At 72.4% G+C, this 25,219-nt stretch carries 25 protein-coding genes; 14 read left to right on the top strand and 11 right to left on the bottom strand.

Translation table 11 applies throughout. From position 1 onward, the window contains the following. Window positions 1-26: 26 nt before the first annotated feature. A complete protein-coding gene (locus tag AMK22_RS01955; RefSeq protein ID WP_073781406.1) occupies window positions 27-1,214 on the top strand; it encodes a lytic transglycosylase domain-containing protein in 1,188 nt (395 codons plus the stop codon). Between the two features lie 66 nt (window positions 1,215-1,280). Here the strand turns inward: AMK22_RS01955 and AMK22_RS01950 are convergent, their stop codons facing one another. Continuing rightward, window positions 1,281-2,348: an ATP-dependent DNA ligase gene (locus AMK22_RS01950; RefSeq protein ID WP_073781405.1), complete on the bottom strand. Its 1,068-nt coding sequence runs from the start codon at window positions 2,346-2,348 to the stop codon at window positions 1,281-1,283. Window positions 2,349-2,445: 97 nt separating this feature from the next. Between AMK22_RS01950 and ligD the strand changes: the two genes are divergently transcribed. The 3 genes from ligD to AMK22_RS01935 all read left to right on the top strand — a co-directional run bounded on the left by ligD (window position 2,446) and on the right by AMK22_RS01935 (window position 6,143). Further along, window positions 2,446-3,456, top strand: a complete 1,011-nt coding sequence (gene ligD / locus AMK22_RS01945; protein WP_073781548.1) for a non-homologous end-joining DNA ligase — start codon at window positions 2,446-2,448, stop codon at window positions 3,454-3,456. Then, a complete protein-coding gene (locus AMK22_RS01940) occupies window positions 3,453-4,532 on the top strand; it encodes a hypothetical protein (protein ID WP_073781404.1) in 1,080 nt (359 codons plus the stop codon). The genes ligD and AMK22_RS01940 overlap by 4 nt, the downstream gene beginning before the upstream one ends. A gap of 429 nt (window positions 4,533-4,961) precedes the next feature. Further along, window positions 4,962-6,143: a multicopper oxidase domain-containing protein gene (locus tag AMK22_RS01935; protein WP_079185863.1), complete on the top strand. Its 1,182-nt coding sequence runs from the start codon at window positions 4,962-4,964 to the stop codon at window positions 6,141-6,143. 32 nt (window positions 6,144-6,175) lie between these two features. Here the strand turns inward: AMK22_RS01935 and AMK22_RS01930 are convergent, their stop codons facing one another. The 3 genes from AMK22_RS01930 to AMK22_RS39910 all read right to left on the bottom strand — a co-directional run bounded on the left by AMK22_RS01930 (window position 6,176) and on the right by AMK22_RS39910 (window position 9,049). Continuing rightward, window positions 6,176-8,446 (bottom strand): DEAD/DEAH box helicase, encoded by a 2,271-nt coding sequence (locus AMK22_RS01930; protein WP_079185862.1) that lies wholly within the window; start codon window positions 8,444-8,446, stop codon window positions 6,176-6,178. 230 nt (window positions 8,447-8,676) lie between these two features. Next, complete coding sequence (locus AMK22_RS41965; protein WP_338014119.1) at window positions 8,677-8,862, bottom strand: hypothetical protein; 186 nt, start codon at window positions 8,860-8,862, stop codon at window positions 8,677-8,679. Window positions 8,863-8,875: 13 nt separating this feature from the next. Next, the gene (locus tag AMK22_RS39910; protein ID WP_199883104.1) at window positions 8,876-9,049 is read right to left on the bottom strand and encodes a hypothetical protein; all 174 of its coding nucleotides are present in this window, start codon (window positions 9,047-9,049) and stop codon (window positions 8,876-8,878) included. 416 nt (window positions 9,050-9,465) lie between these two features. On the opposite strand from AMK22_RS39910, the gene AMK22_RS01920 reads away from it, so the two are divergent. Together AMK22_RS01920 and AMK22_RS01915 are read left to right on the top strand one after the other, a co-directional pair. Further along, window positions 9,466-9,720: a WhiB family transcriptional regulator gene (locus tag AMK22_RS01920; protein ID WP_073781403.1), complete on the top strand. Its 255-nt coding sequence runs from the start codon at window positions 9,466-9,468 to the stop codon at window positions 9,718-9,720. A gap of 82 nt (window positions 9,721-9,802) precedes the next feature. Continuing rightward, the gene (locus tag AMK22_RS01915; protein ID WP_073781402.1) at window positions 9,803-10,309 is read left to right on the top strand and encodes a tetratricopeptide repeat protein; all 507 of its coding nucleotides are present in this window, start codon (window positions 9,803-9,805) and stop codon (window positions 10,307-10,309) included. Between the two features lie 97 nt (window positions 10,310-10,406). Here the strand turns inward: AMK22_RS01915 and AMK22_RS01910 are convergent, their stop codons facing one another. The 4 genes from AMK22_RS01910 to AMK22_RS01895 form a co-directional block, all read right to left on the bottom strand. Further along, entirely contained in the window at window positions 10,407-11,381 is a 975-nt protein-coding gene (locus AMK22_RS01910) for an acyl-ACP desaturase (RefSeq protein ID WP_073781401.1), read from the bottom strand. A gap of 131 nt (window positions 11,382-11,512) precedes the next feature. Beyond that, entirely contained in the window at window positions 11,513-13,864 is a 2,352-nt protein-coding gene (locus AMK22_RS01905; protein ID WP_073781400.1) for an ATP-binding cassette domain-containing protein, read from the bottom strand. Window positions 13,865-14,058: 194 nt separating this feature from the next. After that, a complete protein-coding gene (locus AMK22_RS01900; protein WP_073781399.1) occupies window positions 14,059-14,250 on the bottom strand; it encodes a hypothetical protein in 192 nt (63 codons plus the stop codon). A gap of 25 nt (window positions 14,251-14,275) precedes the next feature. After that, complete coding sequence (locus AMK22_RS01895; RefSeq protein ID WP_073781398.1) at window positions 14,276-15,127, bottom strand: helix-turn-helix domain-containing protein; 852 nt, start codon at window positions 15,125-15,127, stop codon at window positions 14,276-14,278. 153 nt (window positions 15,128-15,280) lie between these two features. Between AMK22_RS01895 and AMK22_RS01890 the strand changes: the two genes are divergently transcribed. Continuing rightward, window positions 15,281-15,754 (top strand): ATP-binding protein, encoded by a 474-nt coding sequence (locus AMK22_RS01890; RefSeq protein WP_242433794.1) that lies wholly within the window; start codon window positions 15,281-15,283, stop codon window positions 15,752-15,754. 132 nt (window positions 15,755-15,886) lie between these two features. On the opposite strand, the gene AMK22_RS01885 is transcribed toward AMK22_RS01890, so the two are convergent. Then, complete coding sequence (locus AMK22_RS01885; protein WP_073781396.1) at window positions 15,887-16,300, bottom strand: SsgA family sporulation/cell division regulator; 414 nt, start codon at window positions 16,298-16,300, stop codon at window positions 15,887-15,889. 215 nt (window positions 16,301-16,515) lie between these two features. Between AMK22_RS01885 and AMK22_RS01880 the strand changes: the two genes are divergently transcribed. Next, a complete protein-coding gene (locus AMK22_RS01880) occupies window positions 16,516-17,655 on the top strand; it encodes a WD40/YVTN/BNR-like repeat-containing protein (protein ID WP_424862476.1) in 1,140 nt (379 codons plus the stop codon). 79 nt (window positions 17,656-17,734) lie between these two features. Here the strand turns inward: AMK22_RS01880 and AMK22_RS01875 are convergent, their stop codons facing one another. Next, a complete protein-coding gene (locus AMK22_RS01875) occupies window positions 17,735-18,031 on the bottom strand; it encodes a YciI family protein (RefSeq protein WP_073781394.1) in 297 nt (98 codons plus the stop codon). 74 nt (window positions 18,032-18,105) lie between these two features. Here AMK22_RS01875 and AMK22_RS01870 point away from each other — a divergent pair, with 74 nt between their 5' ends. Next, window positions 18,106-18,783, top strand: coding sequence for an endonuclease V (locus AMK22_RS01870; RefSeq protein ID WP_073781393.1), 678 nt, complete (start codon window positions 18,106-18,108; stop codon window positions 18,781-18,783). A gap of 102 nt (window positions 18,784-18,885) precedes the next feature. Further along, the gene (mmpA, locus tag AMK22_RS39905) at window positions 18,886-19,029 is read left to right on the top strand and encodes a morphogenic membrane protein MmpA (RefSeq protein ID WP_199883095.1); all 144 of its coding nucleotides are present in this window, start codon (window positions 18,886-18,888) and stop codon (window positions 19,027-19,029) included. 30 nt (window positions 19,030-19,059) lie between these two features. On the opposite strand, the gene AMK22_RS01865 is transcribed toward mmpA, so the two are convergent. Continuing rightward, a complete protein-coding gene (locus AMK22_RS01865; RefSeq protein WP_073781392.1) occupies window positions 19,060-20,082 on the bottom strand; it encodes a peptidoglycan-binding protein in 1,023 nt (340 codons plus the stop codon). Between the two features lie 257 nt (window positions 20,083-20,339). Between AMK22_RS01865 and AMK22_RS01860 the strand changes: the two genes are divergently transcribed. The 4 genes from AMK22_RS01860 to AMK22_RS01845 all read left to right on the top strand — a co-directional run bounded on the left by AMK22_RS01860 (window position 20,340) and on the right by AMK22_RS01845 (window position 25,213). Beyond that, complete coding sequence (locus AMK22_RS01860; protein WP_199883094.1) at window positions 20,340-21,167, top strand: glycoside hydrolase family 25 protein; 828 nt, start codon at window positions 20,340-20,342, stop codon at window positions 21,165-21,167. A 183-nt stretch (window positions 21,168-21,350) separates the two neighbouring features. Then, window positions 21,351-22,397: a peptidoglycan-binding domain-containing protein gene (locus AMK22_RS01855; protein ID WP_073781391.1), complete on the top strand. Its 1,047-nt coding sequence runs from the start codon at window positions 21,351-21,353 to the stop codon at window positions 22,395-22,397. Window positions 22,398-22,834: 437 nt separating this feature from the next. After that, on the top strand, window positions 22,835-23,986 hold the full coding sequence (locus tag AMK22_RS01850; protein ID WP_073781390.1) for a CaiB/BaiF CoA transferase family protein: 1,152 nt from the start codon (window positions 22,835-22,837) through the stop codon (window positions 23,984-23,986). Between the two features lie 84 nt (window positions 23,987-24,070). Then, a complete protein-coding gene (locus tag AMK22_RS01845; protein WP_073781389.1) occupies window positions 24,071-25,213 on the top strand; it encodes an acyl-CoA dehydrogenase family protein in 1,143 nt (380 codons plus the stop codon). Window positions 25,214-25,219 lie beyond the last annotated feature (6 nt).

Genomic DNA, 25,219 nt, shown 5'->3' with positions numbered 1-25,219 from the left:
GTCGACCCGGGGAGAGGGGAGCACACATGAGGTTCACCGGCACCACCCGCCGCAGGATCGGCGGCACCGCGGCCGCGGTCGCCGCCATGGCCGCGCTCACCGCGTCCCAGGCGCCGACGGGCGTCCGTCACGAACACACCGCGAAGGAGCGTCAGGAGACCACCGAGGAGGTCAGATGGTCCCAGGCGCCGAACGACGACTCCTACCACACCGAAATCCCGCCGCTCGCGACGCCGCAGCCGCCGGTGCCCGGTGCGAAACGGAGCCCGGCCGCCGCACGGACCTGGGCCGAGGCGGGCATTCCCACCACGGTCCTCGCCGCCTACCGCAAGGCGGAGGGCACGCTGCGCCGCACCGACCCCGGATGCCGTCTGCCGTGGCAGCTGCTCGCGGCGATCGGCAGGGTCGAGTCCGGGCACGCGGGCGGCGGGCGGGTCGATGTGCACGGTACGACCCTCGCCCCGATCCTCGGACCGGTGCTCGACGGCGCGGGCTTCGCCGAGATCCGGGACACCGACGACGGCGTGTACGACGGCGACCGCAGGTACGACCGCGCGGTGGGCCCGATGCAGTTCATCCCGTCCACATGGGCCCACTGGGGCAGGGACGGCAACGGCGACGGCCGCCGCGATCCGAACAACGTGTACGACGCCGCCCTCGCCGCCGGGGCCTACCTGTGCGCCGGTGCGCGCGACCTGTCCGTGAAGGCCGACCTGGACCGCGCGGTCCTCGCCTACAACCACTCGGACACCTATCTGCGCACCGTGCTGTCCTGGCTGGAGTTCTACCGCAAGGGCGTCCACCCGGTGGCCGACGGCAAGGGCGTCGTCCCCCGGAGCCCTGGCGCGGGCGGCCCCGGGAAGCCGAAGCGGCCGGTCGGCGGCATCGTCGTGGGCCCACAGCCCGGCCCCTCGTCGTCCGTGTCCCCGGGACCGTCCGTCACCCCGACCGGCTCACCCGGACCGACCGGGAGCCCGGACCCCACCGGTCCGACCGCATCGCCCCGCCCCACCGACGGCGGACCGTCCTCCCCGGACCCCGGCACCACCCCCGGCCCCGGCACGACGGACCCCGGCCCCGGCTGCCCCACCCGCTCCGCCTCACCGGACCCGGGCGAATCGCCGGAGGCGACGCGGAGCCCGTCACCGGATCCCGGGTCCGGCCCCGGCGATGAACCGTGCCCCACCCCGTCGGACTCGCCCTCCACCGACTGACGGCACCTCGTGCCCCTCCCGGGAGCGTTCGCTCCGTCGCGAGCACGGCCGGGAGGGGCACCGGGCTCACCGGCCACCGGCCGACAGCACCTCGGCCAGGTCGTACCGCACCACCTCCTCCAGCTGCGCGTACGTGCAGCTCTCCGGAGCACGGTCCGGCCGCCACCGGCGGAACCGGGTGGTGTGCCGGAAACGGTCGCGCTCCATGTGGTCGTACGCCACCTCGCAGACCCGTTCCGGGCGCAGCGCCACCCAGGTCCGGTCCTTCTTCCCCGACCAGCGGCTCGGCGCCCCGGGCAGCCGGGCGGCCTCGTGCGCCTCGGCGTCCGCCCACGCCGCCCACGGGTGTCCGGCGAAGTCGACGCGCAGCGGCTCCAGCTCCTCGACCAGTTCGGCGCGGCGTCTCGCCGAGAACGCCGCGCAGACCCCGACGTGCTGCAGGACGCCGCCGGAGTCGTACAGACCGAGCAGCAGCGAGCCCACGACCGGGCCGCTCCGGTGGAGGCGGTACCCCGCCACCACGCAGTCGGCGGTGCGCTCGTGCTTGATCTTGTACATCACGCGGGTGTCGGGGCGGTACGGCAGGTCGAGCGGTTTGGCGACCACGCCGTCGAGCCCCGCGCCCTCGTACCGCTCGAACCACACCTCGGCGACCGCGGGGTCCCTGGTCACCGGGGCCAGGTGGACGGGCGGTTCGGCGGCGGACAGCGCGGCCTCCAGCACGGTGCGCCGGTCGGACTGGGGCAGGGAGAGCAGCGAGTCGTCGCCCGCCGCCAGGATGTCGAAGGCGACGAGGCTGGCCGGGGTCCGCTCGGCGAGCAGCCGCACCCGGGAATCGGCCGGATGGATCCGTTCACCGAGCCGGTCGAAGTCCAGCCGGCCCTCGTACGCGACCACGATCTCGCCGTCGACGACGCAGCGCGGCGGCAGATTGTCCCGGACGGCCGTGACCAGCTCGGGGAAGTAGCGGGTGAGCGGCTTCCCGGTGCGGCTGCCGAGCACCACCTCGTCGCCGTCACGGAACACGATCGCCCGGAAGCCGTCCCACTTGGCCTCGTACTGCATGCCCGGCGGGATCTTCGCGACGGACTTGGCGAGCATCGGCTTCACGGGCGGCATCACCGGCAGGTCCATGGTCCGATTCTCACCCGGGGGCGGTATTACTTCTCCCGATATGCGGCACAAGTGACCCCGGCCTACCGTGATCGTCATGGGCGCAGCGGGCAGAGCGGTGGAACTGGAAGCCGGGGGACGGACCGTACGGCTGTCCAGTCCGGACAAGATCTACTTTCCGGAGCCGGGCTACACCAAGAGGGACGTGGCGGAGTACTTCCGCGCCGTGGGCCCGGGCATCACCCGTGCCCTGCGGGACCGCCCGACCACGCTCCAGCGCTTCGTGGACGGCGTCCAGGGCGAGTTCTTCTACCAGAAACGGGCCCCGAAGAACCTTCCCGACTGGATCCCCACCGCCCGGATCACGTTCCCCAGCGGTCGCCACGCCGACGAGATCTGCCCGGCCGAACCCGCCGCCGTCCTCTGGGCGGCCAATCTCGGCACGCTCACCTTCCACCCGTGGCCGGTCCGGAGCGCGGACACCGACCACCCGGACGAACTGCGCATCGACCTCGACCCGCAGCCCGGAACGGACTACGCCGACGCGGTGCGGGCCGCCCACGAACTGCGCTCCGTCCTCGACGACCACGGCCTGCGCGGCTGGCCCAAGACCTCCGGCGGCCGGGGCATCCACGTCTTCGTCCCCATCGAGCCGCGCTGGACCTTCACCGAGGTCCGGCGCGCCGCCATCGCCACCGGCCGCGAACTGGAGCGCCGGATGCCGGACCGGGTGACCACCGCCTGGTGGAAGGAGGAACGCGGGGAGCGGATCTTCCTGGACTTCAACCAGACCGCCCGCGACCGCACCATCGCCTCCGCGTACTCCGTGCGCCCCCACCCGCACGCCCCGGTCTCCGCCCCACTGCGCTGGGACGAGATCGACGACGCCGAACCGCGCGACTTCGACATCCGGACCATGCCGAAGCGCTACGCGGAGGTCGGTGACGTGCACGCGGACATGGACGAGCACGCCTTCCGGCTCGACGCCCTGCTGGAACTGGCCGACCGGGACGAGCGCGAGCGCGGCCTGGGCGACCTGCCGTACCCGCCGGAGTACCCGAAGATGCCCGGCGAGCCGAAACGCGTCCGGCCGAGCCGGGCCCGGAGCGACGAGGACGGCGCCGCATGAGCGCACCCGACCTGGAGCCCTCCGCACCGCACGGGGCACATGGCCGGCCGCTGAGCGCCCGTCAGAAATGGGCCGTGTACAAGAAGTCCCCGTACCTTCCGGCCACCGTGCTGCTGTTCATCCTCGCGGCCGCCGCCGGGTTCTTCGCGGGTTCCTACAGCTACGCGATGGCCAACCCGACCCCGCACCGGATCCCGACCGCGGTGGTCACCCGCCCCGAGTCGGCGCGGGGCGAGGCGTTCGTGGCCGCCTTGGACAAGGCGCTCGACGCCTCGCTCGTCATCCACACCTACCCGACTCGGGCACGGGCCGGGCAGGCGCTGGAGCGCCAGGAGGTCTTCGCGATCATTCGCGCGGGCGGCCGGGGAGTCGTCGTGGACGTGGCCGGTGCCGCAGGAGCCTCCGTCGCCGAGCTGCTCACCGAGGCCGCGGCGAAGGCCGGCGCCGAGACCGGGGTGCCGGTCACGGTCCGGGACGTCAAACCGTTGCAGAGGGGCGATCCGCGCGGTCTCGCCCTCTTCTACATCTCGCTCGCCGCGGTGATCGTCGGCTTCGTCGGCGCGATCCAGCTGAGCGTGCACGCGAAGGAGCTGGTGCCGCTGGAGCGGATCGCCTTCACCGCCGCGTACTCGCTGCTCGGCGCCTTCGCGATCGCTGCGGTCGTCGACTGGCTGATCGGCGCCCTGGACCTGCCGTTCCTCCACTCCTGGCTGATCCTGGCGTTCACCATGTTCGCCTCGGGCATGGTCTTCAACATGTTCAACACCCTGATGGGGCGTTGGGCGATGCTGCCCACCTGGGGCGTGATGGTCCTGCTGGGCAATCCGTCCTCCGGCGGTGCGGTCTCCTGGCCGCTGCTGCCGTCGGTCCTCGGGCACATCGGCCGCTGGCTGCCTCCCGGGGCCTCGGTCAACGCCCAGCACACCGCCGTCTACTACCGGGGGCACCAGTTCCTCTTCCCGTATCTGGTGCTCGGCGGCTGGACACTGGTGTCCTGCACGGTGTTCTGGGTGTGGCGCCACCGGCATCCGGGTGGCCGCGACCACATGCCCCGGCACGCGGCCACGGGCGGCTGAACCCGTCCGGCCGAGCCCGCCCGGCGACGCGTCCCGCGGCTCTCGGCCCGGCGCCGCCGTCCGGCCCGGCCCGGGACCCGGCGCGCCGCGCGGGGCCGTCCGCCCGTGCCGGGCGTCGTGCCGGCGGACCAGGCCGGGAGTGTCGAAGGCCGCGGTGGCGGACGGTGCGCGCTCTGTCCGGGTGCGTACGAGCGGGAGATCCCCGTGAATCGGTGTGGGCCGTCCGAGGGGCAGCCGCGCCCCGCCTACCACGGCAGCATGGGAAGCCGCCGCACGCCCCGTAACCTCCGTTGTCTCCGCACTTTCCGCGGTTCCCCGATCCGGGCCGGTTCCGGCCCGGGGCCGTTCCCCTGAGATCCGGGGCGGCCCCGCGATCCGGCCACGTTTGCACACACTCCGTAAATTCCGTAACGCAGTGGGGAGTTCGGCATGGACAGAAGGAGTTTCAACCGGAGGTTCCTGGTGGGCGGCGGGGTGGCGGCCGCAGCCGGGGCGGCATCGTTGTCCCTCGGCGCGATCGAGGCGAGCCCTGCGCATGCCGCGCCGCGGACCGCCCCGCCCGGCGGCGCCACACGCCGCCTGCGGATGTACGCGGAGAAGCTCCCGGACGGACGGATGGGGTTCGGCCTGCGGAAGGGCGGGGCCACGGTCCCCGGACCGCTCGTCGAACTCAACGAGGGCGACACCCTGCGGATCGAGCTGCACAACACCACGGACGTGCCGGTCAGCCTCCACCCGCACGGCGTGGACTACGACGTCGCCAGCGACGGCACCCGGCTGAACGGAAGCATGACCGAACCGGGCGGCACCCGTACCTACATCTGGCACACCCACGCCCCGGGCAGGCGTCGGGACGGCACCTGGTGGGAAGGCAGCGCGGGCTACTGGCACTACCACGACCACGTCGTCGGCACGGACCACGGCACCGAGGGAATCCGGAAGGGACTGTACGGTCCCCTGGTCGTCCGCCGCAGGGGCGACGTCCTGCCGGACAGGACCATCACCATCGTCTTCAACGGCACGACGGTCAACAACAGTCCGGCCCGTCGGGCCCCCGACTTCCGCGCCACGTTGGGGGAGCGGCTCGAAGTCGTGATGATCACCCACGGCGACTTCTTCCACACCTTCCACCTGCACGGACACCGCTGGGCGGACAACCGGACCGGTCTGCTCACCGGCCCGGACGACCCGAGCCGCGTCATCGACACGAGGACCGTCGGCCCGGCGGACTCCTTCGGCTTCCAGGTCATCGCGGGCGAACGGGTGGGAGCGGGGGCCTGGATGTACCACTGCCACGTGCAGAGCCACTCCGACCTGGGCATGGCCGGACTGCTGCTGGTCGCCGAGCCGGGCGGCACGGTTCCGGGCTACGATCCGCACGACCCGGGGCTCCACAGTACGCCCGCACCGGAGAAGACCCCGTCGGGCGCCGCGACGGGCAAGGGCGCACCGGACACGGCCACGCCCGGCAAGACCGCCGCCCCCGGCACGCCGGACACCGGCGCGGCGGGATCCGCCACGGCCACCCCCGGCGCGGCCTCCGGCACTGCGGTCCCCGGTGGGCCGGCCGCGGGCGGGGCCGCCCACGCCCCTGCTGCGCACGGCTCCTGACCAGACGTCGTACGGCCCCTGACCCGGCCCGGTCAGCCGGCTCCCGTCGCGGGGCCGGTGGTGTCGACGGCGTCGGCCGTCCCGGCCGGTGAGGAGGCTTCGGCGCTGTTCGCCGGGTCGGCCGCCCGTGACGCCAGACGCCGCTGTTCCTCCTCGACGATGCGACGGGCGAGCGACCCGTCCGACACGTCCACGGCGTCCGGCGTCGTCTCGGCGATGTCACTGCGCCGCGCGTACAGGTCGAACAGCCGCTCCTTTCGGGCCAGGATGTCCAGCATCCGCTCGTCGACGCTGTCGGTGGCGAGGAGCCGGTGCACCCGGACGGTCCGTATCTGCCCCATCCGGTGTGCGCGAGCCACCGCCTGATGCTCCATCGTCGGTTTGATCTGCGGTTCGCAGAGGATGACGACCGACGCGGCCTGGAGGTTGAGGCCCGTGCCACCGGCCTGGATCTGGCTCAGCAGGACCGCGTGGCCGTCGGCGGCGGCGAACCCGTCGACGATGTCCTGCCGCCGGGCCGCCGGGACACTTCCCGCCAACGGTCCGAACACCTCCCCTTCCAGGGCCTGGCCGACCGTGCGGAGCACCTCGCCGAAGTACGAGAACACCACGACCTTGAGCCCGTTCTCCGCCGTCTCGGCGACCAGCTCGCGCAGCCGGTCCAGCTTCGCGGAGGTGCCGGGCCGGGCGTACGCGGCGCGGCGCATCCGCATGAACTGCCCCGCGTCCACCGCCTCGCGGTAGGCGGCGAGGTCCTCCTCGCTGAACTGCTCCCACTCGTCGACCTGCACCAGGGCGGGCAGTTCCGTGAGCACGTCCTCCTGGTTGCGTCGCAGGTAGGCGGGGGCGACGGCCCTGCGGAACGCCTGCGAGCCCGCGGCCCCGTGCGTGGTGTGGACCGAAGGGGCCAGTTCGGGCTGGAGATGGCGGACCAGGCTGCGGAACTCCTCGACCCGGTTCTCCATCGGGGTACCGGTCAGGAACAGCACCCGTTCCGTGCGTCCCGTCCAGCCGGACACGGCCCGGGAGCGGCGGGTCTCCGGATTCTTGACGTAGTGGGCCTCGTCGACCACCAGCATGCCGGGACGCACACCGCAGTCCCGGGGATCCGGCAGGGTGTGGAGGGCGTCGAACGTGGTGACGGCGACGCCGCCGCTCTCCCGCCACTCGGCGAAGGCGCCGTGCCGCTCGGGGCCGTGCACCGGCAGGGTCCGCAGGGTGGAGCGGGCCCTGACCTCGCGCGCCCAGTTGATCAGCACGCTCGCCGGGCACACCACCAGGAAGTGCGTCTCGCCGTGCGCCGCGAGATGCGCGAGCGCGGCGATGGCCTGCACGGTCTTGCCCAGCCCCATCTCGTCACCGAGGATCACCCGTTTCTGCGCCAGCGCGAACCGGGCCCCGAACGACTGGTAGCCGCGCAGCGAGACCCGCAGATGGGCGTCGTCCAGCCGCAGACCGCGCACCCGGTCGGCGATCCCCGCCGGGATGAAACCCTCCGCCGCGTCCCGGTCGGGGCCGCTGCCCGACAGCTCGGCGATCAGGCTGTAGTACTCGGCGGACCGCAGCTCGAAGTCGACCCAGGCCGCGAGGCCCGTGTCCGCCTCCCGCAGCAGATCGGCCGACACCTGCCCGAACAGCAGGGGCAGTCCGCGTGCCGCAGCCTCGTCGACCTCGTCCCGCACCGAGACGGCGGCCGTCAACGCGCGGGCACGGGCCTCCCGTCCGCCGAACAGCAGGCGCAGCCGCCCCCGCGCGGGCCCCGCCGCGACCGCCAGAGGCTCCAGACGCGCGATGAGCCGCCCCGCCGCGTCCACCGCCCGACGGACGTCGGGACCGGCCTCGACCAGCCGGTGCAACGCGTTGACCAGTGCGGTCGTGGCCTCGTCCGGGGCGTCTACATCGATCCGCACCGCGACGGTGTCCCGTACGGCGTGGGCGATCTGGCCGGCCGCGGCCAGCGCCTGATCGGCCGTCTGCGCGCCTACGCCGGAGATCTGGCGCAGTTCGTAGCGGTTCGCCTCGTGGACCTGGCCGACGGTGGTGAAACCGGCCTGCTCCACGGCGCCGAGCCGCAACCGCCCCTCGGTGACGTCCTTCAGCCGGGAGACCGGGATGGCGGACAGCTCGCGACGGACGAGGCCGTCGAGCAGCGGGTTCAGCGCCGCGCGGACGGCGTCGACGGCGCCCGCGTGATCGGTCAGCACCGCGCGCGCCGTGCCCAGCAATCGTTCGGCCCGCTCCAGCAGTTCCCGGGCGGACCGCCCCGTGGGTGCCCCGGCCTGTGCCGGTCCGGCCTCTGTCATCTGCGTCGTTCCTCTGTCCGCGCGGCCGGGCCGCCGTCCCGCCCGGCACCTGCCCCGGCGCCTCATATCGTGCCACGCGCCGCCGACAGGGCCCCGGCCCCGGTGGGCACGAGGCCCAGGCACTCAGGAGGCGGGCGGGCGCCGTTCCGCCGGGGACGACAGCAACACCTCCAGCGCCCGCGCGCAGGACCGCGCCCGCGACGGGAACCACTCGATGCGCACGTCCGTGATCAGCGATCAGCGACAAAGTGGCCCCGGACCGCGAGCGCGAAGCGCGCGTACCCGGCACCGTCCAGCACCGGGACCGCCGACGTCCGGACCCCGTACGCCGACTCGCCGTCGTCGAGCGCGTGGGCCGCCGCCCGCACCTTCGCCGACTCGGCCTCCGGGGCCGCCGGTTCGACGACCGTCGGCATCTGCCGCCGGGAGTCACTCGGCGACGACGACCACGGCGTCGTACGGATCGTCGGTTCCCCTCCCCGGCGCGCGTTCGCCCAGCAGCCAATGGACATGGCCACGGGCGTCGACGGTGCCGTGGAAGAGGTGGAGACGTGCGTACGCGCGGGGCAATCGGGCATACGGGATCAGGCGGACGGAATCCATGGCGCTCCTCGGCGAATGGCGCGAACAGGTCGGCAGTGGGGATCAGCCGGGACCGGTGGCGCGTTGGCCGGGGGCCGTGACGAGGGGCGCCTACGCGGCATGAGCCTTTCTGATGGTCATGCGCAGATCATCCACGGGACGGCGCACCCGAGCAACGCGGTGGCTCATACGTGCCGTTCGTGCGTCGTCGCCGCAGGCTGTCGGCCCGGGTGCGTCGTGTCGGGGGTTTCCCGGGCCCGGGCCGGGCTGTAACCTCCGGAGGGCCCGACGGGCAGCTGCGCGACCGACGCGGGTGTGGCCGGGGGCTCGGTGAGGGCGCTGTTCGCGAAGACCGGAAGGTCGGCCGGAAAGCACCGGCGCGCCGCATTGATGGCGCGTTGATCGGTTGTTTATCGGGGCCGGGCACTGTGGGTGCCATGCTGATCAACACCGCTTCCGACCCCGCACTCGCCTGGCAGGAGACAGCGTTGTGCGCGCAGGCGGGACCCGAGTTCTTCTTTCCCGCCCCCGGCAGCTCCACCCGAGAGGCCAAGCAGCTCTGCAACGCCTGCGAGGGGCGTGTGGCGTGCCTGGAGTACGCCCTGGCCAACGACGAGCGTTTCGGCGTGTGGGGCGGTCTCTCCGAGAAGGAGCGGGAACGGCTGCGCAGAAGCGAACGCAGGCGGGCCTGAGCACGCTCTGCCCCGGCTGCGGGGCGGGGCGCGCGCCCGGGCCGGTGGGCCGCTTTCCCGAGCCGCCTGCGAAGGTGGGCGCATGAACGGGAACGAACACGACCGGGAGACCCTGCTCGCCACGGCCGTACGGCTGCGCGTCGAAGGCCGCCCCGAGGAGGCCCGCAGGCTGCTGCTGGCCCTCTGCACCGCCCACCCCGCCGACGCGGAGGTGGCCTATCAGACGGCGTGGGTCCACGACGTGCTCGGTCTGGAGGCCGAGGCCGTGCCCTTCTACGAACGCTCCCTGCGCGGCACCGGGTTGTCCGAGGAGGACCGCCGGGGCGCGCTGCTCGGGCTGGGCAGCACCTACCGGGTGCTCGGCCGGTACGACAGGGCCGTGGAGGTGCTGAGCGGCGGCGTCGAGGAGTTCCCCGACGATGGGGCGCTGCGGACCTTCCTCGCCATGGCCCTGTTCAACACCGGCGCGCACGACGCGTCCGCGCGCCTGCTGCTGGAGCTGCTGGCCGCCACCAGTGAGGACCCGTCCGTGCGGCAGTACCGGAGCGCGATCCAGCACTACGCGCGCGATCTGCGCGCGACGGTGTGAGCCCGGTGCCGGGGACCGGCCCCGGCCGCCGGGGGACGACCGGGGCGGCACACCGTCTCCCGGGGAGGCCGGGACGGGCGGAAGGGCCGGCCGGGGATCAGGCCCCGGCGCGCGCGGCCATCCGCGCCTTGCGGATGGCGAGCTTCTCGTCGAACTTCGCCGCCTCGTCGTTCAGGCCGCCCATGTACAGGCCCAGTTCCTCCTGCGCCCGCAGGCCCTCGGGGCCCAGACCGTCGATCTGGAGCACCTTCAGGTAGCGCAGTACCGGCTGAAGCACGTCGTCGTGGTGGATGCGCAGGTTGTAGATCTCGCCGATCGCCATCCGCGCGGCGGCCCGTTCGAAGCCCGGGATCCCGTGGCCCGGCATCCGGAAGTCGACGACGACGTCGCGCACGGCCCGCATCGTCTGGTCCGGGGCGATCTCGAACGCGGCGGCGAGCAGGTTGCGGTAGAAGACCATGTGGAGGTTCTCGTCGGTCGCGATGCGCGCCAGCATCCGGTCGCAGACCGGATCGCCCGACTGATGGCCCGTGTTGCGGTGCGAGACGCGGGTGGCCAGCTCCTGGAAGGCGACGTACGCCACGGAGCGCAGCATCGAATGGCGGTTGTCGGACTCGAAGCCCTCCGACATGTGCGCCATCCGGAACCGCTCCAGCTCGTCCGGGTCCACGGCCCGCGAGGTGAGCAGGTAGTCGCGCATCACGATCCCGTGCCGGCCCTCCTCGGCGGTCCAGCGGTGCACCCAGGTGCCCCAGGCGCCGTCACGGCCGAAGAGGGTGGCGATCTCGTGGTGGTAGCTCGGGAGGTTGTCCTCCGTCAGCAGATTGACGACGAGGGCGGTCCTGCCGATGTCGGTCACCTTGGACTGGTCGGCCCGCCACTCCTCGCCGTCCTCGAAGACACCCGGGAAGTTCCGCCCGTCGGAGAACGGCACGTACTCGTGCGGCATCCAGTCCTTGGCGACCTTGAGGTGGCGGTTGAGCTCCTTCTCGACCACCTCTTCCAGGGCGTACAGCAGCCGGGCGTCGGTCCACGCCTTGGAACTGCCGAGGTGGGGAGCGGTGATCGTCACGGGGGACTCCTGGGGACGGGAGGTTTACCTACGGATACGTAGGTTACGAGACCGTAGGTTAAAGCGGCGGTAAGGCTGTCGCCAAACCCGCCCCCGCGAAGCCCCTCCTCGAACCCCCTTCCGACCGCTGGTCAGGAGGCGGGCGTCCCCGTCGCGTCGGCCGGTGCGGGGCCCGGGAGCGGCCCCGCACCGCGGCCCGGATCCAGGCCCAGGTCCCGGCGCAGATGGGCGGCGGTGAACGAGGTGGGGTGGTCGAGCAGTCCCGCGGGCGTTCCCCGGAAGAGGATCTCGCCCCCGCTCCGTCCGCCGTCGGGCCCGAGGTCGATCACCCAATCCGCGCGCTTGAGCACGTCCAGGTCGTGTTCCACGCAGATCACGCTGTTGCCCGCGTCCACCAGCCGGTCCAGCAGGTCGACGAGAGTGCCGGTGTCCGCCATGTGCAGTCCGGTGGTCGGCTCGTCGAGCACGTACACGACGCCGGTCCGGTGCAGTCGGGTGGCGAGTTTGATGCGCTGGCGCTCGCCGCCGGAGAGCGTGCTGAGCGAACGGCCCAGGGGCAGGTACGCCAGACCGACGTCGTCGAGCGCGCCCAGTCTGCGCGTCAGGACCGGGTCGTCGAAGAGGCGGGCGGCCGGTGCGGCCGTCATCTCCAGCACGTCGACGATGGACGCGCCGCCGACCCGGTACCGCAGCACCTCGTAGTCGAAGCGCCGGCCCTCGCACACCGCGCAGGTGGTGGTCACCGGGTCCATGAAAGCGAGATCGGTGGTGATCACCCCCCTGCCCGAGCAATTCCCGCACGCTCCCGACGAGTTGAAGCTGAACAGGCCCGGATCGACGCCGTTCTCCCGGGCGAAGATCCTGCGGATGGGGTCCAGTGCGCCGAGGTACGACACCGGGGTCGAACGCGACGACGCGGTGATCGCGCCCTGGTCGACGACGACCGCGTCCGGGTACGCCCGCGTGAACACCTGCGAGACCAGTGTCGACTTGCCGGATCCGGCCACTCCCGTCACCACCGTCAGTACACCTCGCGGGAATGCCACGTCCACGCCCTTGAGGTTGTGTAGCCTGGCCCCGGTCACCGGCATCCATCCGGTGGGGGACCGGAACGTGTCCTTGATCCGTGCCCGGCGGCGCAGGCAGCGTCCGGTGAGTGTGTCCGCTCGGCGCAGCCTTTCCACCGGACCCTCGAAGACGACGCGTCCGCCGTCGGCGCCGGCCCGCGGGCCCATGTCCACGACGTGGTCCGCGACGGCCAGCACGTCCGGGTCGTGCTCGACGACGAGGACGGTGTTGCCCCGGTCGCGCAGCCGGACGAGGAGGTCGCACAGTCGGCCGACGTCGCGCGGGTGCAGGCCCACGCTCGGCTCGTCGAGGACGAAGGTCAGTCCGGTCAGCGAACTGCCCAGGTGCCGGACCAGCTTGAGCCGCTGCCCCTCGCCGCCGGACAGCGTGGAGGTCTCGCGGTCCAGGCTGAGGTAACCGAGACCGATGTCCACCAGGCGCTCCAGCCGTTCGCGGGCGGCCGAGGCCACCGGGCCGGCCACCGGATCGTCGATCGCGGCCAGTACCTTCACCAGATCGGCGACCTCCATCCGGCCGTAGTCGGCGATGGAGAGGCCGTCGATCCGGGTGGCGAGCGCCGCCGCACTCAGCCGGGCGCCGCCGCAGGAGGCACAGACCGACTCCGTGGTGAAGCGCGCGGCGGCCGCGCGCCGCCGCTCCGAGAGCCCCTCGGTGTCCCGGTTCAGGTGGAGCCGGGTGAAGCGTTCGACGATGCCCTCGAACCGCACCTCGGCCTCGGAGGACTTCACCTTCACCCGCACGGTGAACCCTCCGCCGTGCAGCAGGAGCCGCATCTCCTCCTCGGTGAAGTCGCGGAGCGGTTTGTCGTTGTCGAAGGCTCCCGACCTCGCGTACAGCTGCCACTCCCAGCCTCCCACCGAAAGTCCGGGCAGCAACAACGCGCCCTCGTTGAGCGACTTGCCGGGATCGATCGCCCGGTCGATGTCGAGACGCACCGTGCGTCCGACGCCGTCGCACTCCGGGCACATGCCGTCCGGTTCGTTGAAGGAGTACGCGGTCGCCGGGCCCGCGCTCGGTGTCCCGTGCCGGGAGAACAGCACCCGGATCACCGACCAGATGTCGCTCGCCGTGCCGACGGTCGAGCGGACGTTGCCGCCGATCGGCCTCTGGTCCACCACGATCGCCACGGACAGGTCGTCGATCGAGTCCACCCGGGGCCGCTCGTACTTCGGCAACCGGTTGCGGATGAACGAACCGAAGGTGGCGTTGAGCTGGCGTTGGGACTCCACGGCGATCGTGCCGAAGACGAGCGACGACTTGCCCGACCCGGAGACTCCGGTGAAGACGGTGATGCGCTCCTTGGGAATGGCGAGGGAGACATCGCGCAGATTGTTCGCGCGTGCTCCGGTGACGACGATGTGCCGGTCCGTGTTCCGGCGGGCGGGGTGATCCATGCGGCCGAAGCTAACCGTGATACCGGACATCTTCTGTCTGGTTTCCGGTGCGATTGGCGCCTTCGCCCTCCCGGAGGCCCGGCCGGCCCCGCGGGAGGGTCGCTCAGAGCTGTCGGCGTACTCGGAGCGATCGTGCGCGCCGCGGGGGGTGCCGCGTGGTGCCGCGGTGCGGGCGGGGCGGACGGGCCGGAGGGTCAGAGCAGGTGGTCCGCCGCCCCCGACTTGACCGCTGCGATCAGCGCCCGCAGTGCCTCCACGGAGTCGGTGACATGGGCGTCGGTGTCCGTCGTGGAGCCGATGTACGCGCGGCCCCGGTCGTCGAGCCCGAAGCGGAAGCAGTTGGCGCCCTCGCTGCAGAAGGGGTCGTCCCAGTGGATCTCGGTCATGGTCTGTCCTCTCGACGGTGCCGGGTCAGAGGTCCCGGGCTATGGTTCGGATGAGGTCGCGTGATTCCCCGACCGGGAGCGCGAGTGCTCGCAGGCGCCCCAACAGGCCGCGATATCGGCGTAGTTGCATGTCGGAGTCCAACAGCGTCGAGCCGTGCGAGGAATCGAGCTGCACAGTATCGAGCTGGGGCACCCGGGCGCCCGCGTAAGTGAACGACTGTCCCGCGCCGGGCAGTCCGCCGGCGGTGAACGGGATGACCCGGACCGTGATCAGGTCGCGCTCCGACTGGTCGAGGATGTGGTCCAGTTGTGCGCGGGCCACCTTCGGGCCGCCGAACTGCATGCGCAGGGCCGCCTCGTGGATCACCGACTCGTACGACGGGGGCCGGTCCCGGTTCAGCACATCCTGACGGCGCAGCCGCAGGGCGAGCCGGGCGTTCAGATCCGGTCCGGGCAGTGGGGGGTCGGCCAGGGCGAAGAGTGCCCGTGCGTGCTCCTCGGTCTGCAGCAGGCCGGGGATGTGGGTGGTGGTCGAGGTGGTCAGCTCGGCCGCGTGGTGTTCGAGCTCGGCGATGTCGAGCAGCCCCGGGAGCAGCAGCCCGCGATGCTCCTCCCACCAGCCCCTGGCCCGTTCCTGGGCCATCTCGGCGAGCAGGTCGACCAGAGAGGTGTCGGGGCAGCCGTAGTTGAACGCCAGGGTGCGGACCCGTTCGGGGCTGATGCCGAAGCGGCCCGATTCGATGTTCGGGATGCGCGTGCGGTCGACGCCCAGCAGGGCGGCGGCCTGCTGCACCGACATTCCCGACTGCTCGCGCAGTTTGCGCAGTTCGGCCCCTAGGCGTTGCTGCCGCGCGGTCGGGGTGCTTCTGGGAGGCACGGTGGAAGTTCCTTTCCGGGGGAACGGTTGAACGAAACGACTGGAACCGGGCAAGTGGTAGCACTGTGCTCCAGCGTGCGCTACCGTCGGTAGCGCAAGTCTCACACGGGGCAACTGACCCCGGTTGTGATCGTCAGCACAATTACCGGAAATGTGAGCATCTTGATGAAGGGCGCATTGCGTTGCCTCCCGGCTCCCGTACCGGTCGGCCCTCGACCGCCGATGGTGGACAACCTCAGTTACTCGTTCGCATTGCCGGGTGGCGCGTTCTGCGCCGGCGTCGCACGCGGAGCCGTGGGTGAGCTCCTCGAACGGCACGGCCTCGCGGAACTCCGTGAGACGGCCGTGCTCGCCGCCTCCGAGCTGGTCGCCTCCGCCTACCGGTTCACCCCGGACCGGGAGATGCTGCTGCGGGTCCACTGGCAGTTCGACGCGCTGCGCGTGATCCTCTACGACCAGCATCCGCCCCACGGCTCGGTCGAGAAGTCCGAGAAGTGCCGCGAGCGCCGCAGCGAGAGCATGTGGTTGCTGGCGGCGGCGGTCGACTCGCACGGAGGTGACTGGGGGCTCGCTCCCGCGCTGACCTCTTCCGGCGGCTGCAAGGCGTGGGCGTTACTCCATCGCTGACGGCACGTCGACCGCCCCCGCTCCCGCCGTCCGGATCCGGTCCGGACTCCGGAGGGCCGGTGGGACCATGCGCGACGGGACGGCCGGGCGACACGGTGGAACGAGGCGCCCGGACGGCGAGGGCCGAACCGGTCAGGTTCCGTCGAACAGATCGGTCAGGTCCCGGTCGAGGTCCAGGAACCGGTGCTCGTCGCCGGCCGGCACCAGCTCCTGCGCGCGTTCGAGGAACAGTCGCAGCTCCGCGGTGCGGACGTGGACCATCGCGATCCCCTCGACGGCGTGGAACTCCAGCACCGTGCGATCGTATCCGTACGGTCTGATGCGCACGTCCCCGAGCCCGGCGGCCCCGTCCATGCCCGCGGCGAGCAACTCCCGGGAGAACTCCCAGGAGACGTCGGCGCCCTCCAGGGTCGCCTTCGCCGGGAACGCCATGCTTACGGCGAACGGATCTCTCCGGTCGTACCGCAGAGTGGCCGGAAGGGTCTCCATCCGCGGAGCGGAAGCGACCATGCGGGCCTGCACGGACTGTTCGATGACGGTGGACAAGACCTTGCTCCCTTTCTCGGCCAGATGAACGGTTCCCGGCACAGACAGAGACGGCGGATCACACGACCGCGTGCACAGAACGGCGGGGTGAGTTGTGTCACTGGATGCCCAGGCACCGGTCGGGTACCCGATTCGCGGCCCGGCACCCTGGACGGGGCGCGGCCCGTGGGTTAGCTTCCGGCGCCATGGGAGCCGAGGGAACGACGAGACGACTGATGTCATGGGGACTGTGCGCGGCGGCGCTGGCCGCCGCTCTGGCCGCACCGGAGGCAGCCGCCGCACCGGAGGCGGCCGCACGGAACGCCGGGGTCGTGCGGGGAACCGCGGCCACGCCGGATCCCGAGGCGTCGCCCGGGGAGCGTCACCGGCCCGGTGTACGGCCCGTCTGGACGCTCACCGCCACCGGAACCGATGCCCGCTTCCGCGGCCTCGCCGCCGTGAGCCGGCGTACCGCCTGGGTCGCCGGATCCCGGGGGACGGTGCTGCGGACCACCGACGGCGGGCGCCACTGGCGCGACGTGTCACCGCCCGGCGCGGCGGGGGAGGACCTGGAGTTCCGCGACATCGAGGCATTCGACGCCCGGCGTGCGGTGGCCCTGTCCATCGGGGAGGGAGAGGCGTCCAGGGTGCTGCGCACGGACGACGGGGGAGCGACCTGGACGGAGTCGTTCCGCAACACCGACGCCCGCGCCTTCTACGACTGCCTCACCTTCTTCGACAGCCGGCACGGACTGGCGATGAGCGATCCCGTCGACGGGAAGTACCGCATCCTGTCGACCGAGGACGGCGGCCGGAACTGGCGGGTGCTGCCCACCGAGGGCATGCCGCGGGCCCAGGAGGGCGAGGCGGCGTTCGCCGCCAGTGGCCAGTGCCTGGCCGCGTCCGGCCCCGAGGACGTCTGGCTGGCGACCGGGGGCGCCGCCACCGCGCGCGTGCTGCACTCCGCCGACCGGGGCCGGACCTGGACCGCGACCGGGGCGACGATCCCGGCGGGCGATCCGGCGCGCGGCGTGTTCGGGCTGGCGTTCCGGGATCGCCACCACGGCATCGCGGTCGGCGGCGACTACCGCGCGGGACAGCCGTCGCCCGACGCCGCGGCCGCGACCGGCGACGGGGGGCGCAGCTGGCGGCGGGCCGTCCTGCCGCCGGCGGAATACCGCTCGGGCGTCGCCTGGCTGCCGCACAGCAGATCGCGCGCCCTGGCGGTCGGGCCGACCGGAACAGATCTCACCCGGGACGGCGGACGGACCTGGCGCACGGTCGACACGGGCTCGTACGACACCGTCGACTGCACACCGGACGGCGGCTGTTGGGCCGCGGGCGAGCAGGGCCGCGTGGCGCGCTCGGGGACGTAGGCCCCGTCCTCGCACCGCCGCCCGCCACCCTCCGCGCGGGCGTCCGGCATCCGGCCGGCGGGCGGCGGACGGTCCTGCGCTACGGCAGCTCCTGCCGGTACGGGGCGAGTTCCTCCGAGGTCTTCGTCGCGATGAACTCGGTGATCCGGTACGCGCACACGTCCCCCGCCACGAACGGGTCCTCCGCCGCGATCTCCTCGATCCGGGCGACGTCGTCCCCGACCGCCAGGATCACGCCGCCGTCGCGCGGGTTCTTGCGTCCCGAGGCGATGAACACCCCGGCCGCGTACTGCCGCTCCAGCCAGGCGACGTGGTCCGCCAGCAGCGCGTCCACGTGCTCCAGCGGGGCGGTGTAGGTCAATTCGAGTATGAACATGATCGTCAGGCTACGGGACGGTCGCCGACGGGCCCCGGCCGTGCGCCGGGGCGGCTCGTACACTCGACAGCACCATGACAATGATCCCGACACCCGTCGACGAGACCGAGGCCCGAGCCGTCCAGGACGCACTGCGTGCCCGGGTGGTGCTCGACGAACCCGGACCCCGGCCCGGGACGGGCCACGTCACCGGAGTCGACGTCGCCTACGACGACGAGCGCGATGTCGTCGTGGCGGCGGCGGTGGTGCTCGACGGCGCGACGCTCGACGTGGTCGCCGAGACCACCGCCGTCGGCCGGGTCGCCTTCCCCTACGTCCCCGGGCTCCTGGCCTTCCGCGAGATCCCGACCGTGCTCGCCGCACTGGAATCGCTGACCGTCGATCCCGGGCTCGTGATCTGCGACGGGTACGGCCTGGCCCACCCGCGCCGCTTCGGCCTCGCCAGCCACCTCGGTGTGCTCACCGGACTCCCCGTGATCGGTGTCGCCAAGAACCCGTTCACCTTCACGTACGAGCAGCCCGGGCCCCGCCGGGGCGACTGGTCGCCGCTCCTCGACGGCGAGGAGGAGGTGGGCCGGGCGCTGCGCACCCAGGACGGTGTCAAACCGGTCTTCGTCTCGGTCGGACACCGCACCGGCCTGGACAACGCCTGCGCCCACACCCTGCTCCTCGCCCGTGACTTCCGCCAGCCGGAGACGACGCGCCGTGCCGACTCCCTGTGCCGTCGGGCGCTGCGGGAGGCAACTTCCTGAGGCACCGTCATGCGGCCGGGGTGGTGCACCGATCGCACGTGGACGCCGGTTGAGTACGCGTACGGATGTCGCCCGGCGATCATGACGGGCAGACTGGTACGCATGACCGAACATCGAACGTCTACGCGACCAGGAACCGTGTACCTCGCCCAGCGCCGGGTCGCGGTGGGAATGACCCTCGGGATCGTCGCGGGGGTGGTCTGGGCCGTCTCGATGATCTGCACGCTGGTGACCTGGGCGCTGTGAGTCGCGCGACGTCCACCCGTTCCGGCGCGGCTACTTGTGCAGATCCGGGCCCTGGGCGTTGAGCAGGGCGCGCCAGGTGGCCTCGTCGCCGACGCCCGTCACGGACAGATTCCGCGATGCCTGGAACTCCTTGAGCGACCGCATCGTCGACGGGGTGTACGTGCCGGTGCTGTCGGTCGCCACCCCTGCCCGGTGGAGCAGGTACTGCACCGCCATGACGGCCTCGGGCTCCCGCGTGCGGGAATCGACCGTGGTGATCAGCAGCGGCCAGGTGTCCTTCCCGACCTTGCCGTCCGCCGTCAGGGCGTGGGCCGTCTGGAACCCCTTGACCGCCTCCGCGGTGGCCGGTCCGTAGTCGGCGTCGACCTTCACGTCGTAGCCGTGCGCGCGGAGCAGCAACTGCACCGTACGGGCCTTCCACAGCACGTTCCCCTTGCGCGCCAGCGGCCAGTCCGTGCCCTTCGACGGCTGGTCGGACACCTCCGCGACCGCCTTGGCGTCGCCGCTCCCCGCCGTCGGCCCCGGCCACCACGCGGCCCAGCCGACGACCAGCAGCAGCAGGAATGCCGAGGCCGCCGCGACCGTCCACGCGACGCGGGAGCGGCCCCACCGGCCGGTCCCCGTACCGCGCCCGGGGGCCGGTGGGGTGCCCGGGCCGTCGGACGCGGGCTCCGCGTCGTTCCTCGCCGCCGGTGTGTTCCCGCCCGCGTCGGTGGTCGCCGGGGCGGGCCGGCTCCCGTCCCTCGGACGTCTCCTCGGCGACGCGGACCCGGCCGCCGCTTCGGCCAGGGCGCGGGCCCGGACCAGTTCGTCGGAGGGTGCCCCAAGCGCCGTGTGCAACTGCTCGACGATCCGGCACGGGGCGTTGGAGGCGTGTGCGGGATTCAGATACCGCGACAGGGTGGTCTGATCGATTCCCAACCGCTTGGCGAGCGACTGCTGGGTGGGCTTCTCGCGGCCGTCGCGCGCGGAGGACTCCCACCAACTCCTCAGTAACTCCGCGAGATCCCGCCCCGGATGTTCGGCGTCGTTCGTCACGGTGCTGTCCGTCATCGGCACTTCCCGACTCTCTGTGTGCATAACCGCAGTTCAGCGGCGTGCATGGTGGCTCTGCATAGGCGCATCGATTCGCGGGACGCAGATCGTAGTGAAACGCCGGGGCACTGCTGCACAGTTGAGGAGCGGCCGGCCCGACGGGCGCCGCGACCCCACCCCGTCATCGGCCCCTCGAAGGGCCGCTCCCACCTGTGCGTTCGTGGTCGACGGGGGTGTCCGAGGTCTTCTCATCCGACGAACATGAAGGTCTGAATATGCCTCAGTCATCACCCGTTCGAGTGCGCCTCGCGCTGACCGGAACCCTGGTGGGAGCGGCTCTCGTCGCGCTGGGGGTGATCACCCCGGCCGTTGGTGCCGCACCACCGTCCGCCTATCCGGTCGACGGGGTGGACACCAGTCACCACAACCACGAGTGGAAGGGGCGGGGCGGGCCGACGGAGATCGACTGGCGTCAGGTGGCAGCCGCGAACGACTTCGCCTTCCTCAAGGCCACTCAAGGGGTGTCGGGCAAGGACTCGTGGTTCGCCCGCGACTACGCCTCGGCCTCCGGGACCTCGTTGTTCCGTGCCCCGTACCACTTCTTCCACCCGAGGAGCACGGCCGACGGGGCGGCCCAGGCGAGGCACTTCGTCGCGACCGTCCGGGCGGCCGGCTACCGGGGGGACCGGGCGGGCGAACTGCCGCCGGTGCTGGACGTCGAGAAGCTGCCCGCGGGGGGCGGCACGGAGGTGTGCCCGCAGCACCTCCGTACCCAACAGGTGCGGATCTTCCTCCGGGAGGTGCGGAAGGCATTCGGCGTCACCCCGATCGTCTACACCCGGGCGTCCTTCGTGAAGGAGTGCATGGGCGGCAAGGGGGAGGTGTTCGCCGGTCATCCGCTGTGGCTCGCCCGTTACGGCAGCGGCTCCGACGAACCGCGGCAGGTGCCGGGTGCCGGGCGTTCGTGGTCCTTCTGGCAGCACACGCGGACGGGAACCGTTCCCGGGATCGAGGGGCCGGTGGACCGTGACGTCTTCCGCGGCGGCCGGTCCCAACTGGCGGCGCTGGCGAAGGGCGGCGCGCCACGGACGGAAGGCCGCTGATCCCGGCGCGAGCGGCTCGTGGACCGCCAATCATCCTCGCATGTCCAGTATTTGACGGAGCGTCACCTCTGTCGACCGCAGTCCTCGCGCCACTGTCCGCCGTGCGGCACAACAGGCTCGTCCACCCGCACGACACCCGTCTGCGGCCCGTTTCGGGCCGCCTCGTCATCCAAGGAGTGACGCATGAACGCATCGTCCACCCGCACCCGTCGCACCGCCGTCCGACTCGTCGTCGGCATCGCGACCCTGGCCGTCCTCACCGGACCGGCCGCCTCCCTCGCCACCGCGGGCGACCGCCCGGCTCCGGCCCCGGGCGGCGCCGCAGCAACGGCCGCGCAACCGGCCGCGGCCGACTGGCCGACCCTGAAGGCCGGGAGCAAGGGCGCGGGCGTGACCGCCCTCCAGCACCTGCTCACCTTCCGGGGCCAGGCCGTGGCCGCCGACGGGGGCTTCGGACCTGCCACCACGGCCAAGGTGAAGGCCTTCCAGAAGGCGCAGCGGCTCACCGCGGACGGCGTCGTCGGGCCCGCCACCTGGACCAGGCTCGTCACCACCCTGCGCGGCGGTGCGAAGGGCGCGGCCGTGAAGGCGGCCCAGACCCTGCTGAAGGCGCGCGGTCAGGCGGTGGCCGTCGACGGCACCTTCAGTGCGACGACGACGGCGAAGGTGAAGGCGTTCCAGAAGGCGGCCGGTCTCACGGCCGACGGCGTCGTCGGCCCCCGGACCTGGGCGTCCCTGCTGAACGGCGGAGCACCGGCCGGTGACCGGGCGGGCCTCGCCAAGCAGATCCTGGCCCAGAAGCAGATCACGCTGGCCACCGTCCACCCGGGCGGCAGGCACGCCGGCTCGACGGCGCGGCAGAACATCGTCGACACCGCCGACGGCAAGGGCGCGCTCACCAGCCCGTGGGGCGACAAGCCCAACCGGCGGGTCGCCCTCGACCCCCGGATGCTGGGCGGGCTGCTGAAGCTGCGCACCCAGTACGGCTACCGGCTGTCGGTCTCCGAGATCGTCGGCGGCGACCACAGCGGCAACTCCCGGCACTACGCCGGGATCGCCTTCGACATCACGCACATCAACGGCCGCCACGTCGGCAGCGGCGCCCCGCACAAGCAGTTCATGGCCACGTGCAGGAAGCTCGGCGCACAGGAGGTCCTCGGCCCGGGCGACCCCGGGCACGGCCGCCATGTGCACTGCGCCTGGTCCCGCCAGGGCGCGTTGCGAAAGTAGCGTCGTCCGCCCGAAGGGTGGGGCCCGCGGCGTCCGGTGCGGTGCATCGCGAGGCGATCCTCTGCCTCGCGATCAATGAGGTCTCCCCTGTTCGAGCAGAACCGAGAACTCGGGGAAGCGCCGGACGCCGCACGGCCCGGCCCGCGGCCGAACGACGGCACTTCGAGGGCACGGCCCAGGAGGAAGCCCGGTCCCGCCGGGACGGAGGCCGGGGCCCATGGGGAGTGAACGGTGTCCGGCAGCCCGCCGAGGGGTTGCCGGACACCGGCATGCCGTCGGGGTGGCGGTGGTCGTGGCGATGTGCGGCCGGGCGGTGTCCATGGGGGAGGATCCCGGGGAGGACCAAGCGCTTGCTCGGCCGGAGGGCTTGTGCGCGGAGCGGTGCGTTCTTAGCATCATCGCTGTTACATCAGTTGTGTCATACCGCTGGGGGCCCGATGGCGACGACCGGGTACGGATCACACGGCCCATTGACGGGCGTGCGCGTCCTGGAGCTCGCGGGCATCGGGCCCGGGCCGTTCGCCGCGATGCTCCTGGCCGATCTGGGGGCCGACGTCGTCCGCGTGGACCGGCCCGGCGGCCCGGGGCTCGGCATCGACCCCGCGTACGACCTGACCAACCGCAACAAGCGGTCCGTCATCGTCGATCTCAAGGCCCCGGACGGGCCAGGGACAGTGCTCGACCTGGCCGCGCGCGCCGACATCCTGATCGAGGGGTACCGGCCGGGCGTCGCCGAACGCCTCGGGGTCGGCCCGGACGCCGCGCTCGCCCGCAATCCGAGACTCGTCTACGGACGGATGACGGGCTGGGGGCAGGAGGGTCCGCTCGCCGAACGGGCCGGGCACGACATCGCCTACATCGCTCTCACCGGCACCCTCTCCCTGATCGGCAGGCCCGGCGAGCCGCCCGCCGTCCCGGCCAACCTGGTCGGCGACTACGCGGGCGGCTCGCTCTATCTCGTCGTCGGCGTCCTCGCCGCGCTCCAGCACGCCCGCACCCCCGACGGCCGGGGTCAGGTCGTGGACGCGGCGATCGTGGACGGCGCCGCCCACCTCGCCACGATGATCCACGGCATGCTGGCGGCGGGCGGCTGGCAGGACCGGCGCGGCTCCAACCTCCTGGACGGCGGCTGCCCCTTCTACGGCGCGTACGAGACCGCTGATGGCGAGTACATGGCGGTCGGCCCCCTGGAGCAGCGGTTCTACGACGAGTTCAGCACGCTGCTCGGCATCGACGGGGAGGCCCCGGACCGGTCGGACGTCACGCGCTGGGACGAACTGCACGCCCTCGTCGCCGATCGGTTCCGGGCCCGCACCCGCGCGGAATGGACCGAGGTGTTCGCGGGCACCGACGCCTGCGTCGCACCCGTCCTCTCGCTCCGCGAGGCCCCGCACCACCCGCACCTGGCGGCCCGCTCCACCTTCGTCGAGCACGAGGGCCTCACCCAGCCGGCCCCCGCGCCCCGCTTCTCCGCCACCCCCGTCGCCGTACGCCGCGGGCCCGCGCGGCCCGGCGCGGACACCGAGGCCGTCGCCGCCGACTGGGACGTCCCCGGGCTCGGCGGGGGCGGGGGCGCGCCCCCGGCCTGACGGGACCGACGACACCGCGACCCCGGCGGAGCCGGACGGCCCGGCCGAACCACGACGACCACCACCGGCCCCAGGAGGCCCGCAGTGCAGCGGCAGATCTTCACCGAAGAGCACGACGCGTTCCGCGAGACCGTCCGCACCTTCCTCGACAAGGAGGTGCTCCCGCACTACGAGCAGTGGGAGAAGGACGGCATCGTCTCCCGCGAGGTGTGGCGGGCGGCCGGACGGCAGGGGCTGCTCGGCCTCGCCGTGCCCGAGGAGTACGGAGGCGGCGGCACCACCGACTACCGCTACAGCGCCGTCCTTGCCGAGGAGTTCACCCGGGCCGACGCCCCCGGCCTCGCCCTCGGACTGCACAACGACATCGTCGGCCCCTACCTCACCGGCCTCGCCACCGACGAACAGAAGCGGCGCTGGCTGCCCGGCTTCTGCAGCGGCGAGACCGTCACGGCGATCGCCATGACCGAACCCGGGGCGGGTTCCGACCTCCAGGGCATCCGCACCACCGCCGAGGACAAGGGCGACCACTGGCTGCTCAACGGATCGAAGACGTTCATCTCCAACGGCATCCTCGCCGACCTCGTGGTCGTCGTCGCCAAGACCACCCCCGAAGGCGGTGCGAAGGGCCTCTCGCTGATCGTCGTCGAGCGCGGCGCCGAGGGCTTCGAACGGGGGCGCAACCTCGACAAGATCGGGCAGAAGTCCCAGGACACCGCCGAACTCTTCTTCAACGACGTCCGCGTTCCCAAGGAGAACCTGCTCGGTGAACGCGACGGCGCGTTCATCCACCTGATGACCAACCTGGCCCAGGAACGGCTGGGCATAGCGGTCGCCGGGATCGCCGCCGCCGAACATCTGCTGGAGATCACGACCCGGTACGTCAAGGAGCGCGAGGCGTTCGGCCGGCCGCTCTCCAAGCTCCAGCACATCCGGTTCGAGATCGCCGAGATGGCCACCGAATGCGCCGTCACCCGCACCTTCGTCGACCGGTGCGTCGTCGACCACTCCGACGGCGGGCTCGACGCCGTGCACGCCTCGATGGCCAAGTGGTGGGCCACCGAACTCCAGAAGCGCGTCGCCGACCGCTGCCTCCAACTCCACGGCGGATACGGCTACATGGCCGAGTATCCGGTCGCCAGGGCGTTCACCGACGGCCGCATCCAGACCATCTACGGCGGCACCACCGAGATCATGAAGGAGATCATCGGCCGGTCGCTGCTCGCCTGACCCGCC

The sequence above is a fragment of the Streptomyces sp. CB01580 genome (assembly GCF_001905795.1).
Taxonomy (GTDB): Bacteria; Actinomycetota; Actinomycetes; order Streptomycetales; family Streptomycetaceae; genus Streptomyces.
Note: the sequence above shows the minus strand (reverse complement) of the source record. Positions and strands in the feature narration are given on the sequence as shown.

Bases quoted from the DNA above. Each gene is read 5' to 3' on its own strand.
- AMK22_RS01955 (WP_073781406.1), top strand. From the start codon at position 27: ATGAGGTTCACCGGCACCACCCGCCGCAGGATCGGCGGCACCGCGGCC.
- AMK22_RS01950 (WP_073781405.1), bottom strand. From the start codon at position 2,348: ATGGACCTGCCGGTGATGCCGCCCGTGAAGCCGATGCTCGCCAAGTCC.
- AMK22_RS01940 (WP_073781404.1), top strand. From the start codon at position 3,453: ATGAGCGCACCCGACCTGGAGCCCTCCGCACCGCACGGGGCACATGGC.
- AMK22_RS01935 (WP_079185863.1), top strand. From the start codon at position 4,962: ATGGACAGAAGGAGTTTCAACCGGAGGTTCCTGGTGGGCGGCGGGGTG.
- AMK22_RS01930 (WP_079185862.1), bottom strand. From the start codon at position 8,446: ATGACAGAGGCCGGACCGGCACAGGCCGGGGCACCCACGGGGCGGTCC.
- AMK22_RS41965 (WP_338014119.1), bottom strand. From the start codon at position 8,862: ATGCCGACGGTCGTCGAACCGGCGGCCCCGGAGGCCGAGTCGGCGAAG.
- AMK22_RS39910 (WP_199883104.1), bottom strand. From the start codon at position 9,049: ATGGATTCCGTCCGCCTGATCCCGTATGCCCGATTGCCCCGCGCGTAC.
- AMK22_RS01920 (WP_073781403.1), top strand. From the start codon at position 9,466: ATGCTGATCAACACCGCTTCCGACCCCGCACTCGCCTGGCAGGAGACA.
- AMK22_RS01915 (WP_073781402.1), top strand. From the start codon at position 9,803: ATGAACGGGAACGAACACGACCGGGAGACCCTGCTCGCCACGGCCGTA.
- AMK22_RS01905 (WP_073781400.1), bottom strand. From the start codon at position 13,864: ATGGATCACCCCGCCCGCCGGAACACGGACCGGCACATCGTCGTCACC.
- AMK22_RS01900 (WP_073781399.1), bottom strand. From the start codon at position 14,250: ATGACCGAGATCCACTGGGACGACCCCTTCTGCAGCGAGGGCGCCAAC.
- AMK22_RS01880 (WP_424862476.1), top strand. From the start codon at position 16,516: ATGTCATGGGGACTGTGCGCGGCGGCGCTGGCCGCCGCTCTGGCCGCA.
- AMK22_RS01875 (WP_073781394.1), bottom strand. From the start codon at position 18,031: ATGTTCATACTCGAATTGACCTACACCGCCCCGCTGGAGCACGTGGAC.
- AMK22_RS01870 (WP_073781393.1), top strand. From the start codon at position 18,106: ATGACAATGATCCCGACACCCGTCGACGAGACCGAGGCCCGAGCCGTC.
- mmpA (WP_199883095.1), top strand. From the start codon at position 18,886: ATGACCGAACATCGAACGTCTACGCGACCAGGAACCGTGTACCTCGCC.
- AMK22_RS01865 (WP_073781392.1), bottom strand. From the start codon at position 20,082: ATGACGGACAGCACCGTGACGAACGACGCCGAACATCCGGGGCGGGAT.
- AMK22_RS01860 (WP_199883094.1), top strand. From the start codon at position 20,340: ATGCCTCAGTCATCACCCGTTCGAGTGCGCCTCGCGCTGACCGGAACC.
- AMK22_RS01855 (WP_073781391.1), top strand. From the start codon at position 21,351: ATGAACGCATCGTCCACCCGCACCCGTCGCACCGCCGTCCGACTCGTC.
- AMK22_RS01850 (WP_073781390.1), top strand. From the start codon at position 22,835: ATGGCGACGACCGGGTACGGATCACACGGCCCATTGACGGGCGTGCGC.